Genomic DNA, 13,351 nt, shown 5'->3' with positions numbered 1-13,351 from the left:
GGCGAGTGCCTTGGACCTGGTGTCACGCCATGGGCGGGACTTCGGGCAGGGTGAGGGCCGAATGGGCCGGTCGGGGCTCCGCGGAGGGCAGGGTGCTGAGCCTGCGCAGCCTCTCGTTGCGCTGTTCCAGGGCCTCTGGCGTGGTCGGGAAGAGAGTGGCGCGGCCCTCGCCGACCAAGTCCTGGTTCAGCGTCACGAACTCCCGGGTGTCGCGTTCGTAGGCGGCGAAGCCCGCGGCGTGGTCTCCGGAGGCGGCGGCCAGGGAGCCGGCGAGCATGTACGCGCCGACCAGTGCGAGGCTGGTGCCCTGGCCGGTCAGGAACGAGGGCGCGTACGCGGCGTCGCCGACCAGCGCGACCCGACCGCTGGACCAGCGGGGCATGCGGATCTGGCCGACCGCGTCGAAGAACACGTCATCGGTCTCGTGCAGGGCGGCGAGCAGGCCCGGGACCTCCCATCCGCCGTCGGCGAAGACGTCGCTGAGCAGCCGCCGTCGGGCTCCCGCGTCGTGGAAGGCGTCGAACGGTGGTCGCGGGTGGGCGAAGTTCAAGAAGGCGTGCACCTCGTCGGTCTCTCCCACGGCGTAGAGGGCCGCGGCCCTGCCCGGGGTGTTCCACATGACGGTCTCGTGGGAGAGCCCGAACGTGTTGGGCAGGGGGAAGACGGCGAAGCAGTAGCCGAGATGGCGGTGGAACGGATCCTCGGCGCCGAACACCGACTCGCGTGTGGGGGAGTGCGCCCCGTCCGCGCCGATCACCATGTCGAACGTGCGCGTGCCGCCGCCGCGGAAGGTGACGTCGACTCCGTGCCCGGGCTGGTCGAGGGTGCCGATGGAGTCATGGAACAGGAACTCCACATCGTCGCGGACCGCCGCGTACAGGACGTCGCTCAGGTCTCCGCGCCGCACCTCCAGGTCTTGTCCTGCCACGCCGCCGGAGATGATGTGCGGGTGGAGCGAGGCCACCGTGTCGCCTTCGCCGTCGAGGAACGTCAGCCGCCGCAGGTCGATGTGCGCCTCCCTCAGGTGCGGCAGGAGGCCCATCCTCCTGACGACCTCGAGCGCGGTGCCGCGCACGTCGACGGGGTAACCGCCGCGGCGCGGCGTGGCCGCCTTCTCGACGACGGTGACCGCGAACCCGGCGCGGTTCAGCCAGAACGCGAGGGCGGGGCCCGCGATGCCGGCCCCGGAGATCAGGACCGTGCGCCGTTGCGTGGTGCGGATGCCTGTCGGGTCGATACGGGTCATTCCTTGACTCCTTTGCTCAGGGTGCGGGTGATCAGCAGGGCCGACGCGGTGACCGCGCCGGCGATGACGAAGCCGGTGACGAAGGCCGATTCGGCCGGGACGTCCGAACCGGCAGGGGTCGCGGCGGTGAGGAGGGCGCCACCGAGCTGTGCCCCCACGGCGTAGCCGACCACGCGCGTCACCAGGACCAGGCTGGTGGCGATGCCGGTGTCGCTCTGATCGACGGAGGTGGCGGTGCTGGTCATCAACGCCGTGACACACAGGCCGTTGGCCAGCGCGATCAGCGCCTTGCCGAAGACGAGGTGCCAGGGCTCGGTGTGCACGGCCGCCAGGGCGGTCAGGGCGGCGACCATGGTCACGACGCCCACGGTGACCACGGGGCGCGAGCCGAACCGCCGCGTCCCGATCCCGCCGAGCGGCCCGGCCAGTGACGCGGCGACGGCGCCGGGAAGCAGGAAGAAGCCGATCTCGGTGGCACTGGCCCCGAAGCCGTACCCGTCGGTCGGCGCCGCGAACAGCTGAGGGACGAGATAGACCGCCATGGACGTTCCGACGCAGATCACGAACGTCAGCACGCACGCCTTCCAGATCGCCGGCCGTGCGAGCATGCGCAGATCGACCATGGGCGAGGCGGCGCGGCGTTCCACGGCCGTCCACCCGGCCACGAAGGCGGCCGTCACCACGACGAGGGCGCCGAGCACGAGTGGCCGCGAGGCTGCCTCGGGAGCCAGCGCGAGCACGAGCATGAGCGTGGTCAGTGCCCCGCTCAGGAGGAACAGACCGGCCCAGTCCATGCGGACCTGGCCGGACCGGGTCGGGGGATCGTGCGGCAGCAACATGCTCACCAGGAGGGTGGACCCGATGACGGCGCAGGTCGGCAGCGCGAACATCCAGTGCCGGGACAGCGTCTCCGCCACGGGCCCGGCCGACAGCGTCCCCGCCATCCCGCCCCCGACGAACAGGCCGCTGACCACCCCGATGGCCACCTTCGCCGCTCCCTGAGGGAGGTGTTTGCGGACGACGATGAACGACAGCGGCAGCGCGCCCACCATCGCCCCCTGCAGCACCTGGCCGAGCAGCAGCACGGGCAGATTCGGCGCCAGGGCGGACACCAGTCCACCGGCCGAGACCACCGCCATCAGTCGGGTCAGGACGCGTTTCCCGCCGTAGCGGTCGCCGAACTTTCCGGCGACGGGAGTGACGAGGGCGCCGGTGATGAGGAGCACGATGCTGAGCAGCGCCCCCTGCGCCGGGGTCATGTCGAGCTCGCGCTGCAGCAGCGGCAGCGTCGGTGTCACCACCGACTCCAGCGCGCCGGTGGCGAGCGCCAACAAGCCCACGGCCCCGACAGCGGCCTTCCCGATGTGGACCGGGGGATCCAGGGTTGTGGTCATGGGTGTCCTCTCCGTCATGGCAGGTCGTCGAAGGCGGCTTCGTGCGCGGCGCTGCCGCCTGGGGCGGGAGTGCGCGCCGAGGTCGGTAGGGATGTGCGAGGGCGCGGCAGCGGCTCCCTTCAGGAGCCGTGCGTCCTGTGCCTCGCGAGGGGCGAGAGCCCGGCGTGCTGCTGGGTTCCCGCCCCGTGGCGGGTGTGCGATCTCGAGGCGCGCTACGACCAGCGGCGCAGGGCTCTACGCGCCGGCAGCGTGATCGCGAGCAGCGTCAGCCCGCCGGCGGCTGCCGCGAAGGAGCCGTACACCAGCGGGGGTGCGTACGGCGCCTCCCCGGTCATGCCGCTCATCATCGGGAACAGCGTGGCCGCGGCGATCGCGGTGCCGAGGAGCACGCCGGAGGCCGACACCAGCAGGCTCTCCCAGCCGAGCATCCGCACGACCTGGCGGCGGGTGGAGCCGACCAGGCGCAAAGTGCCCAGTTCACGGCGGCGGTCGAGGACGGTCATCACCAGGGTGTTGGCGGCGGCGATGGCGGCGAAGCCGCCGAGAACCGCGGCCATGGTGTTGTTCATCCAGGCGCCCGTCCTGGCGTCGAGACTCTGCTCGGCGGCGTAGCCGGAGGCGTCGGTGACCTCGCCCAGAGCGGCGAGCGCCGCCTGCGTGCCGCCCCGTACGAGCAGCGTGTCGTCGAAGCCGGACGTGGTGTGCCCGGCCAGGGACGCGCGGTCCATGGTCACTGCCGGGAGGCCGAGGCCTCGGTCGTAGACCGCGACGACCTCCGGGCGAGTCCTGGTGCCGTCGGGAAGGTACAGCGGGAGCCGGTCGCCGATGCCGGCGTCCGCCGTGTCCGCCAGGTTCTTTCCGATGGCGATGCGGCCGGTGCCGATGCGCTCCAGGCTGCCCTGCGTCACGCCCAGGTCCTGCACCTCGGCGAGGTCGGCCGCCGACCCGGCGACGCCCTGGACCGCCGCGCCCCGCAGTGCCTTGAACTCGCCGGAGCCGGTCGGCACCAGCAGCTGTGTGTTCAACAGGCCGACGGCCGCGTCCACGCCGGGCGCATGGGCCGCCCGCCGCACCGCGTCCACCGGGAGCCCGGCCGGGTCGGTGACCACGTGGTCGGCGGTGATGCCCGCGCGCAGCTGTTCGTCGGCGACGTGGCGCTCGCTCGTGTTCATGAACACGAGCGTCGAGGCGAAGGCCACGGCCAGCACGATCGGGGTGATCGCGGAGGCGAGACGCCGGGAGTGGGTACGGGAGTTGGTGGCCGCGAGCCAGGCGGCGGGCCCGCCGGCGCGCAGCGGCAGGCTGAACAGGGCCGTGCACAGCCGCGCGATCAGCGGGCCGAGCAGTCCGACGGCGAGCATGAAGGACATGACGACACCAAGGGCGGCACCGGCGGCGCCGTCACCGCTGGAACCGGCCGCGACGCCGGTCAGCGTCGCGCCACCGGCCAGGGCGACCACACCGAGGACGGTACGGGCGATACCCGGCCGCAGCCGCTCCACCGATGCCTCGGCGAGCGCCTGCCCCGGCTTGGTCTTCGCCGGCCGGCGACCGGCGACCCAGCCGGCGCCGAGTGCGGTCAGGAGCCCGGCACCGACGGCGACGAGGAGGGGAATGCCGGAGAGGTGCAGCGGTACGGCCTCGGGGACCGCGCCGCGGTCCTTCAGCTGCCCCAGCCACCAGCTCGCGAGCCCGATGCCGGGCAGCGCGCCGAGGGCCCCGGCCAGTGGCGCGACGAGCAGGGCTTCGAACGCGACCGCGCGGCGGATCTGCCGCGGGGTGGCTCCGATGGCGCGCAGCAGGGCGAATTCGCGGGCGCGCTGTCCGACCGACAGCGCCACGGTCCCGGCCGCGGTGAAGATCGCGACGATGGCGGCGATCCCGCCGAACGGGCCGCCGACACCGAAGAGGATGTCCTTGGCGTAGGCGAGTCCTGGATCCTCGAGGGCGCCGCGGTCGTCGCCGGTGTGCACCTGGGCGCCGGATCCTGCCAGGGCCTGCTCGACGGAGCCGGCGATGGCGTCGGCATCGGTGCCGGGCTCCGCGAGCACGGCGATGGCGTCCGCCCGGCCGGGATGGCCGGCGAGCGCGGAGGCCTGGCTGTCGGCGAACCAGGCGAGGGGCCCGGCCCCCTTGCCGGCGTCCGCCGGTCCGGCCTCGGCGATGCCCGCGACGCGGAAGTCCCGCTGCCCGGCGGCGGTCTGCAGCACGACGGTGTCGCCGACCCCGGCCTTCGCGGCGCGGGCCGTGCCGGTGGCGAGCACGACCTCGCCCGCGGCCGGCGCGCCTCCCGCGGTCAGCGCGGAGCCGGTGAAGGCGTGCGAGCCCCACCCGTGCCCGGTCAGCACGCCGCCCGCGACGGGCAGCTCACCCGTCGCCCGCACCGGGAAGCTGAAGTCGGGCACCGCCGCCCTCACCCCGTCCGCGCGAGCGGCCTTGTCCGCGAGAGCGGCGTCCACGCGTGCCGTGTCCGGCAGCGGCACCGCTTCCTTCTCGCGGTCCTCGCCGCTCCCCGTGACGACGTACTCGTACTGGTCGGCCGCCGCGACGACCGGAGCCTTCGCGTAGCGTTCCGCCGGCACCGACGCGCGCAGGCCGGTCTCCAGCAGGATGCCGCAGGCCGAGACGATCAGTGCGGAGATCATCAGCACGACGAAGGTCCCCGCGAAGGAGGCGGGCTTGAAGCGGACGGCCGCGCGGGCGAGCCCGTTGGGCTTCGGTTTCATGCCGCCGCCCCCGCCATGGCGTCCACGGGAGCGGTACCGGCGGTGAGTGCCGTCATCCGCGCCGCGATCCGCTGCGCGGAGCCGCGCTCGAGACGGTCGGCGAAGCGGCCGTCGGCGAGGAAGAGCACACGGTCGGCCCAGGCGGCCGCGACCGGGTCGTGGGTGACCATCACGACGGTGGCACCGAGCCGGTCGACGGCGTTGCGGAGCAAGCCGAGGACCTCGGCGGCGGTGCCGGTGTCCAGGGCGCCCGTCGGCTCGTCCGCGAAGATCACGTCCGGGGACGCGACCAGCGCGCGGGCGACGGCCACGCGCTGCTGCTGGCCGCCGGAGAGCTCCCCGGGCCGGCGCCCCGCCTTGTCGGCCAGTCCGACCTGCGCGAGCACCGCGGCCGCCCGGCGGTGGTCCTGGCGCTGCCCGGCGAGACGCATGGGCAGCAGCACGTTCTGCTCCACGGTCAGCGACGGCAGCAGGTTGAACGCCTGGAAGACGAAGCCCAGGCGGCTGCGGCGCAGCTCGGTCAGCTCGTCCTCGCTCATGCCGGTGATCTCCGTGCCGCCCAGGAACACGGATCCCGCGGTCGGCCGGTCGAGCCCGGCGGCGCACTGCAGAAAGGTGGACTTGCCGGACCCGGACGGCCCCATGACCGCCGTGAACGTGCCGCGCGGCAGGGCGAGGTCGACGCCCGAGAGGGCGTGCACCGTGCCCGCCCCGCGGCCGTACCGCCGCCGGACGTCGCGCAGTTCGACGGCGAGGCCGGGCGTGGCCGCCGACACCCCGGGCCGGTGGTCGGCCTCCGGCCCGTGGTCCGCCTTCTGCCGCTGGCCCTTGCGTAGCCTCATGTCCCGTCTCCCTCTGACGCGCACCTTCTGTGACGGGTGAAGAGTGCGGGGACGGCCGTGCGCCGGGCGTCATACCGGGGAGCCAAAGTGGAAGTGCTACCCCGGTAGGGGGTGAAGGAGGGGCCGGGGCGGGGCGGTCCTACGCGCCCGGGGTCACCAGCCCCGACTCGTAGGCGAAGACCACCGCCTGTGCGCGGTCGCGCAGGTCGAGCTTGGTGAGGACGCGACTGACGTGCGTCTTCACCGTCTGCTCGGCCAGCACGAGGGTCTGGGCGATCTCCGTGTTGGACTGACCGCGGGCGACCAGGGTGAGAACCTCGGTCTCGCGTTCCGTCAGCCCCTTGAGCCGCAGCGCCGGCCTGCCCCGTGTGGTGGGACGCTGCTTGGCGAAGTCGGCGATGAGGCGTCGCGTCACCGAGGGAGCGAGCAGCGCGTCGCCCGAGGCCACCACCCGGACCGCCGCGATCAGGTCGGCCGGCGGCGCGTCCTTGAGCAGGAACCCGCTCGCGCCCGCCCGGAGCGCCTCGTAGACGTAGTCGTCGACGTCGAAGGTGGTAAGCATCAGGACGCGCGGCCGGTGTGTGACGCCCGCCGGCGGGTCCAGGAGGCGGCGCGCCGCCTCCAGGCCGTCCATCTCCGGCATCCGGACGTCCATCAGCACGACGTCCGGACGGGTACGCCGGCTCAGTTCGACACCCTTGGCGCCGTCGGGGGCCTCCCCCACCACGTCGATGTCGCTCTGGGCGGCCAGCAGCGCGGCGAAGCCGGCCCGCACCATGGCCTGGTCGTCGACGATGATGACTCGCGTTGTCACGTCAGGTCTCTTTCGGTCAGGGGAAGCTGGGCGGCGACCCGGAAGCCGCCGTCCGGGAGCGGACCCGCGTCGAGGGTGCCGCCGATGATCCGTACCCGCTCGCGCATGCCGACAAGGCCGTGCCCGGTGCCGCTGGATTCGAGGGGCCCGGCGGGCGGCTCCGGCGGTGCCCCGTTGACGACCAGGAGGGTGAGCCGCGCGCCCCGCTCCGGACCGGGCTCCGTCACCGACAGGGACACCTGGGTGCGGGCACCGGGCGCGTGCCGCACGACGTTCGCCAGGGCCTCCTGGACGATCCGGTACGCGGACAGGCCGACCGCCTCGGGCACCTCGACGTCGCAGGGGGTGAACTCCACCGGCCCGCGGGCCCGCTCCGTCGCCTCCACCAGCTGCCCGATCTGCGCCAGGCCCGGCTGGGGCACCAGCTCGCCGTGTGCCTCCTCGTTGCGCAGCACGCCGAGGAGGCGCCGCATCTCGCCGAGCGACTCGCGCGCGGTCGCCGCGATGGACGTGAACTCCCCCCGCACCTCCTGCGGCAGCGTGCCGAGGCGGTACTCCGCGGTGCCCGCCTGCACCGTGATGACGGACATGTGGTGGGCCACCACATCATGCAGCTCGCGGGCGATCCGGGCGCGCTCCTCCAGCAGCGTCCGACGGCCCCGCTCGGCCTCGCTGATCGTCTCCTGCTCGACCAGCCTGCGCTGCACCTCGGACCGCTCGCGCAGCACCCCGCCGAGCAGCAGCGCGACGCCTCCGAGGATGGTGAGCAGCAGGCCCTTGGCGCTGAAACCGTGCGGCGCGGCGAAGCCGAGGGCCACGTTCGCTCCCGCTGTGGCCAGCCACACCAGCAGCAGCGTCCGGCGCGGCTCGCGCAGACCCAGGGCGAGGCAGAGGCCGACGTACCCGACGATCTCCATGGGCGGGAACGGCCACAGCAGTCGCTCCTGGAAGTCGACGGTGAGCAGGACGAGCGCGCCGGCCACGTCCGCGGTGAAGACCACGTACCAGGCCTGCAACGGCCGTAGGACGGCGAGCAGCAGCGGCGCGGCCTGCGCGACGGCCAGCCCGGCGGCGACCGCGCCGTTCAGGCCGTAGTCGGCGGTGAGGACCACGATGGTCGTGGGCAGCAGGGCGACGCACAGCACGAACGCCACGGCCCACGGCAGCAGCCGCACCCACCGGCGCGAGGCTCCCGCGAGCAGCGCGTGCGGGCGTTCCTCCTCCACTGGGGTCATGCGCACCAGCCTAGGCGCGCGCGACGCGGTCGAAGAGGCGCAAGGTGAGCCACCATGGGCTGCGCGAGCCTCAGGTGCGGGCGGGGCATGCTTCCTCCGTCTCGGCGTCGTGAGGGAGAGAACGTAAGAGGACGGTGGACAGTTGGACGTCACACCAGGGGGCCAAGTCGAGGGGATACGACGGTAGGGGGTGGGTGAGGACCCCCCTGCGACAGCGGCCGGGGCAGCGTACGCCGTTCTCAGCCGGAGGCGGGGCCCGGAAGGCGGCTGTGCGTGTCCTGGAGCTTGATCCGCTTCGAGGTGCGGAAGTTCTCCGCCTGATGGTCGCCCAGGAACGAGGTCACCCGCCGGGTGCCCGCCTCCCTCACCGGAAGGCGGGCACGGGCACGCACGCGGGGAGCCCGTCGCGCGGAGGACCGGCGGGTCAGCGGCCGGCGGTCGTCGGGTCCTCGGCCCCGGCCTCTCCCGCCGGTCTGAACTCCACGGCGACGACGCCGTCGACGCGCCGGCAGAGCTCTTCCAGTTCGGAGACGGCCACCTCGCCCGGGAGCCGGCCGCTCACCACGACATGGCCGTGCTCCACGTCCACCTGCAGCGACGAGGGGGCCAGGCCGAGGGACTGCACCAGAGCCTCCTCGATGATCTCGGTGCGGATCGCCCGGTCCTTGCGCAGGAAGACGCGGAGCAGGTCGCTCCTGCTGACGACCCCGATCAGCCGTCCGCCCTCGTCGACCACCAGCAGCCGTTTGATCCCGTGCCGGGCCATCACACGGGCGGCGTCGACGACGCTCCAGTCCTCGCGGGCGCAGAGGGCGGGCGACGTCATCAGACCGGCCGCGTCCGTCGCGGACGCCTTGGCACCGGCCGACGGGGGTCCGTCGCCGTGCCCGGGGGGACCGGCCAGGTCCTGACCCCACATCTTCTGCAGGAGGTCCGCCTCCGACACCACCCCCACGGGCCGGTTCTCCTCGTCGACGACCGGTACCGCGGTGATGTCGTACTCCAGCAGCAGGTGGGCGATCTCCTTGAACGGTGTTCCGCGCTGGACGCGGACCACGGCGTCGCTCATCAGATCGCACACCTTCTGGTGCTTCATCGAGGGTCTCTCCTCCGCTGCCGGCCGCTGCCGGCCGGTGTCCGTCCTTCTTGCCAGGTGAAACGATCTGTCGGCCGTGCGAGTGCCCGGGCGTTCACGGGCCGGGACTGATGAGGAGCAGGGCGATGTCGTCGCCGGGGGTGGGCGAGTGCCGGATGAGCGTGTCGGCCATGGCGTCGAGGTCGGTGGGGTCCGCGTGTTCGAGGAGTCCGGCGAGGGCCGCGGTGGCGTCGTCGAGGTCGACCCCGGGGGCTTCCACGAGCCCGTCGGTGTAGAGGGCGAGCACGCTGCCGAGGGGCAGGGCGAACTCCAGCGCCGGGTAGAGGGTGTCCGGTTCGATGCCGAGCAGGAGACCGGGCGGCACGGGCAGGAGCTGGATGCGTCCGTCGGCATGGCGCAGGAGGGGCGGGGGGTGTCCGGCGGTGGCCAGGCAGGCGCGGCGCGTGGCGAGGTCCAGGTGGACGTAGACACAGCTGGTGAACAGGCCCGGATCCAGGTCGGTGAGCAGGCGGTTGGTGCGGGCCAGGACGTCGTCGGGGGAGGCGCCCACGGTGGCGTGGGCGTGGACGGCGGTGCGGACCTGCCCCATGAGGGCCGCGGCGTCCACGTTGTGGCCCTGTACGTCGCCGATGGTGGCGCCGACCGTGTGCTCGTCCAGCCGGATGAGGTCGTAGAAGTCGCCGCCGACGTTCAGGCCCCGGGCGGCCGGGAGGTAGCGGGCGGCGACCCTCAGGCCGGGCACGTGGGGGAGGGTGTGCGGCAGCAGCGCGGACTGCAGGCGATGGGCGAGGTGGTGTTTGGCGTCGTACAGACGGGCCCGGTCCAGAGCCTGCCCGACCAGCCCCGCCAGCGAGGTGAGGGCGGCCCGCTCGCCGGGCGGGAAGACGTGGGGGCGTTCGAAGGCGAGGAGGAGCGAACCGATGGGGCGGCCGGACGCGATCAGCGGCAGGAAGGCCCACGCGGCCATGCCGTCCTCGTGCACGGTGGCCGGGTAGGCGTGCCGCAGTTCGGCGAACGTGGCGAAGAAGCCCGGGACGCCCGTGGCCAGGACGTCGGCGCCCGGGACGTCCGAGCTCAGGGGGACGGCGTCGAAGCGGGCCACGACCTCGGTGCGGTAGCCCCGGTGACCGAGGATCCTGAGCCGGCCGTCCTCGCCGGTCATCAGCACCATGGCCTGCGCGCCCAGTGCGGGCAGCAACTGGTCCGCGGTCTGTGCGATCACGTCCTGCACCCCGACGGCCTCGGTCAAGGTGGAGGCCAGGTGCATCAGGTGGTACAGCACGGTGGCGCGGCCGGGGCCCGCGGTCGGCATGGACGGCGGCGGGGCCGCCCCCTCGGACGGACTGCCCCGCGTGATGCGGACGCTGATGCCCGTGGGATCGGGGTACAGCTCGAAGGCCAGCCACGTCTTCGGCGGGCGCAGCACGGTGAAGGCCTGGGGCAGACGGCTCACCAGCGCGGCCCGGTAGCGGTCCTCGACCTGGGGGACGTCCATCCAGGGCAGCGCCTCCCAGGGCAGCGCACCCACCAGGTCGGCCGGATCGGCGCCCACCAGGTCGGCCGCGGCCGGGGTGATGAAGGTGATCCGGCCGTTCACGTCCAGGCCGCAGGACCCGCCCGGCAGCCGGTCGACGAAACCCGAGAGCGCGGCCGCCTCGCCGGGGGAGGGCAGACGCCCCGCCGGAGGCCGCAGGGTGCGGGGCCGGTCCCCGGGCAGCACCGGGGCGCCGCCGTCCGCGGCCTGCCGCAGAAGGTCTCCGAGACGGTGGCAGCCGGCCTCGACGGCGTCCTGTTCCTCGGTGCTCAGGCGCGCCGACCGCATGCCGGACCACAACAGCACCAGCCCGCCCCGGACGCTCCCGCCCGCGGTGATCGGGGCGGCGGCCAGCGCGAAGTCGTAGGGCAGCACGAGTGCCTGCCGCGGGTACTGCCGCGCCATCTCCTCCCTGCCGCCGACCCAGACCAGGCGGCGGTCCCGCACGGCGTCCGCCACGGGCGTGGGATCGTTCGGCGCGACGCGCCTCCACGGGACCGCGATCTCCTGGGGGACTCCCGCGATCGTGACCAGCCACAACGCGTCGTCGCCCGGGGGAAGCACGTAGAGCATCCCTCCGAACGCGCCGCTGTCGCGCGCTACGGCATCCATCGCGGCATCCATCGCGGTGTCCATCAGATGTCCGCCGGCCGACGGGCACGTCTCACCGGATCCGGCAGGGCCGCGCACCGCCGACCGCACCGAACAGCAACCATATGAGGACACTACGCCCGTCTCGGGGCGACGGCATGCGAGGGCGGGCCCACCGCTGCTCCGTCAGTGGTCCCACGCGTCCGGGCCGCCGCCGCGCCACTCGATGAACCCCGACCGGACCACGTCCATCTCGTCCCAGTCCTGCAGGCCCGCCTCCTGCAGGAAACGGGCGACGTCCTGCACGCCGTAGGCCCGGCCGAGCAGCTCCCCGTCCACGCGGACCCGCCGCCCGCCCTCCTCGTCGGGCGGGTACACGATCACCGGCGGCGCACTCGTCATGGCACCAGCGTGCGGCCGGTGCCCCCGGCGCGCATGCCGGGACGCCGTGCGGTGGGTTCAGTGCTGGGTGAGGGTCTGGGGGTAGTCGGTGATGATGCCGTCGACGCCGAGGGTGGTCATTTTGCGGATGGCGCCGGGTTCGTCGACGGTCCAGACGTTGATGTGCATGCCGAGTTGGTGGATGCGGTCGACGAGGGTCTGGTCGGTGACGGTGTGCTGGGGGTTGATCTGGTCGGCCCATTGGCTGAGCTGGAGGAGTTCGGTGTCGGTGGGGCGTTGGGCGTTGAGGATGCCGATGGGGATGTCGGGGAGTTGGGTGTGGAAGGTGTGGGCGTCGTCGGTGTGGAAGGACTGGACGGCGAGTTGGTTGCGGGTGAGGGCGCGTTGGAGGTAGCGGGGTTTGGTTTTGAGGTGGTTGGCGAGGTCGGTGGCGATGGTGGTGTGGTGGGTGCAGGGGCTGAGTTCGGCGAGGAGTCCGGTGCGGGTGTGGTTGATGCGGGTGATGACGTCGTCGAGGGTGATGAGGGGTTCGCCGGTGTAGGTGGGGTGGAACCAGGATCCGGCGTCGAGGGTGCGTAGTTCGTTCCAGGTGAAGTCGGAGACGCGGTAGCGGGGGCGGTCGGGGTAGCGGTCTTCGATGTTGGTGGTGCGTTCCATGGTGCAGTCGTGGAAGTTGATGAGTTTGCCGTCTTTGGTGCGTTGGACGTCGATTTCGACGTGGTCGGCGCGTTGTCGGACGGCGAGGTCGATGGCGGCGGCGGTGTTCTCGGGTGCCATGCCCGAGGAGCCGCGGTGTGCGATGGCGTCGGGTGTGGGGGTGGTGTGTTCGTCGGCGTGGACGGTCGTCGAGGTCAGTGCCAGGGCCAGACCGCCCAGCACCGCCACCACGAAACCGGAACGCCTCTTGCTCGCAAGCTTCACTACAGCCTCCCGCGTTCGATGACTTCCTGGAGGCTGACGGACGGTGGTTACGGGAAGCCTGCCGCGGGCCGGCGACGGCGGGATCAGCCAGTGGACCCGAGCGGTGAACCGGCTGATCCGGTGCCGAAGGGGTTGATTACGCGCATCAGCGCCCCTGACCCCGTCCGCGGACGGGGTCAGGGGCGCTGATGCGGGGAGCGGCCGGCGGTCGGACGCCGCTCCGTGCGTCACCTGCCGAGGAGGCCCTCGGGGACCAGCGACTGCGGGGACGTGGCCGGGTTGCCCACTTCGAGGGTCCCGAGCAGACCGTCCAGGAGCGGTCCACCGGGGACGCCGGAGGACGGGCCGGGCGCGGGAGCGGCCACGGCGGCGGGAGCGGACGCGAGGAGCGCGGTGGCCATGACGGAGACACAGGCGAGCTTCTTGATCATGTCCGCCCTAACGAACGACGGTCTGCGGAGAAACGCTCCGCGTCCGCCGGCTGGCCCACTCGGGTGGCCGTCGGCGCGGTGTGCGCCGGACGCGAGGGGTCGTGGTGGCGGCCGTCCCC

The 13,351-nt window shown here is 73.1% G+C and carries 12 protein-coding genes; all 12 read right to left on the bottom strand.

What is annotated here, in order from left to right:
• Nucleotides 1-22: 22 nt before the first annotated feature.
• Entirely contained in the window at nucleotides 23-1,246 is a 1,224-nt protein-coding gene (locus SAM23877_RS02930) for an FAD-dependent monooxygenase (protein ID WP_053126608.1), read from the bottom strand.
• Nucleotides 1,243-2,640: an MFS transporter gene (locus tag SAM23877_RS02925; protein WP_053126606.1), complete on the bottom strand. Its 1,398-nt coding sequence runs from the start codon at nucleotides 2,638-2,640 to the stop codon at nucleotides 1,243-1,245. The genes SAM23877_RS02930 and SAM23877_RS02925 overlap by 4 nt, the downstream gene beginning before the upstream one ends.
• A 212-nt stretch (nucleotides 2,641-2,852) precedes the next feature.
• Entirely contained in the window at nucleotides 2,853-5,366 is a 2,514-nt protein-coding gene (locus SAM23877_RS02920; RefSeq protein WP_053126603.1) for an FtsX-like permease family protein, read from the bottom strand.
• Complete coding sequence (locus SAM23877_RS02915) at nucleotides 5,363-6,208, bottom strand: ABC transporter ATP-binding protein (protein ID WP_053126601.1); 846 nt, start codon at nucleotides 6,206-6,208, stop codon at nucleotides 5,363-5,365. The genes SAM23877_RS02920 and SAM23877_RS02915 overlap by 4 nt, the downstream gene beginning before the upstream one ends.
• A 139-nt stretch (nucleotides 6,209-6,347) precedes the next feature.
• Nucleotides 6,348-7,022, bottom strand: coding sequence for a response regulator (locus SAM23877_RS02910; RefSeq protein ID WP_053126599.1), 675 nt, complete (start codon nucleotides 7,020-7,022; stop codon nucleotides 6,348-6,350).
• A complete protein-coding gene (locus tag SAM23877_RS02905; protein ID WP_079029985.1) occupies nucleotides 7,019-8,257 on the bottom strand; it encodes a sensor histidine kinase in 1,239 nt (412 codons plus the stop codon). Before SAM23877_RS02905 ends, SAM23877_RS02910 begins: the two co-directional genes overlap by 4 nt.
• A 239-nt stretch (nucleotides 8,258-8,496) precedes the next feature.
• The gene (locus SAM23877_RS39615; protein WP_159041976.1) at nucleotides 8,497-8,649 is read right to left on the bottom strand and encodes a hypothetical protein; all 153 of its coding nucleotides are present in this window, start codon (nucleotides 8,647-8,649) and stop codon (nucleotides 8,497-8,499) included.
• Nucleotides 8,650-8,681: 32 nt separating this feature from the next.
• Nucleotides 8,682-9,353 (bottom strand): CBS domain-containing protein, encoded by a 672-nt coding sequence (locus SAM23877_RS02900; RefSeq protein WP_053126597.1) that lies wholly within the window; start codon nucleotides 9,351-9,353, stop codon nucleotides 8,682-8,684.
• 94 nt (nucleotides 9,354-9,447) lie between these two features.
• A complete protein-coding gene (locus tag SAM23877_RS02895) occupies nucleotides 9,448-11,499 on the bottom strand; it encodes a SpoIIE family protein phosphatase (RefSeq protein ID WP_483316141.1) in 2,052 nt (683 codons plus the stop codon).
• A gap of 165 nt (nucleotides 11,500-11,664) precedes the next feature.
• On the bottom strand, nucleotides 11,665-11,880 hold the full coding sequence (locus SAM23877_RS02890; protein ID WP_053126594.1) for a hypothetical protein: 216 nt from the start codon (nucleotides 11,878-11,880) through the stop codon (nucleotides 11,665-11,667).
• A gap of 57 nt (nucleotides 11,881-11,937) precedes the next feature.
• A complete protein-coding gene (locus tag SAM23877_RS02885; RefSeq protein WP_053126592.1) occupies nucleotides 11,938-12,801 on the bottom strand; it encodes a glycerophosphodiester phosphodiesterase in 864 nt (287 codons plus the stop codon).
• 227 nt (nucleotides 12,802-13,028) lie between these two features.
• Nucleotides 13,029-13,232, bottom strand: a complete 204-nt coding sequence (locus SAM23877_RS02880) for a hypothetical protein (RefSeq protein WP_053126590.1) — start codon at nucleotides 13,230-13,232, stop codon at nucleotides 13,029-13,031.
• Nucleotides 13,233-13,351: the final 119 nt, after the last annotated feature.

Origin of the sequence: Streptomyces ambofaciens ATCC 23877, assembly GCF_001267885.1 — a bacterium.
In the GTDB taxonomy this organism is placed as follows: Bacteria; Actinomycetota; Actinomycetes; order Streptomycetales; family Streptomycetaceae; genus Streptomyces; species Streptomyces ambofaciens.
The sequence above is the reverse complement of the archived record's forward strand: the minus strand, read 5'-3'. Positions and strand labels throughout refer to the sequence as shown.

Bases quoted from the DNA above. Each gene is read 5' to 3' on its own strand.
- SAM23877_RS02930 (WP_053126608.1), bottom strand. From the start codon at position 1,246: ATGACCCGTATCGACCCGACAGGCATCCGCACCACGCAACGGCGCACG.
- SAM23877_RS02925 (WP_053126606.1), bottom strand. From the start codon at position 2,640: ATGACCACAACCCTGGATCCCCCGGTCCACATCGGGAAGGCCGCTGTC.
- SAM23877_RS02920 (WP_053126603.1), bottom strand. From the start codon at position 5,366: ATGAAACCGAAGCCCAACGGGCTCGCCCGCGCGGCCGTCCGCTTCAAG.
- SAM23877_RS02915 (WP_053126601.1), bottom strand. From the start codon at position 6,208: ATGAGGCTACGCAAGGGCCAGCGGCAGAAGGCGGACCACGGGCCGGAG.
- SAM23877_RS02905 (WP_079029985.1), bottom strand. From the start codon at position 8,257: ATGACCCCAGTGGAGGAGGAACGCCCGCACGCGCTGCTCGCGGGAGCC.
- SAM23877_RS02900 (WP_053126597.1), bottom strand. From the start codon at position 9,353: ATGAAGCACCAGAAGGTGTGCGATCTGATGAGCGACGCCGTGGTCCGC.
- SAM23877_RS02895 (WP_483316141.1), bottom strand. From the start codon at position 11,499: ATGGATGCCGTAGCGCGCGACAGCGGCGCGTTCGGAGGGATGCTCTAC.
- SAM23877_RS02890 (WP_053126594.1), bottom strand. From the start codon at position 11,880: ATGACGAGTGCGCCGCCGGTGATCGTGTACCCGCCCGACGAGGAGGGC.
- SAM23877_RS02880 (WP_053126590.1), bottom strand. From the start codon at position 13,232: ATGATCAAGAAGCTCGCCTGTGTCTCCGTCATGGCCACCGCGCTCCTC.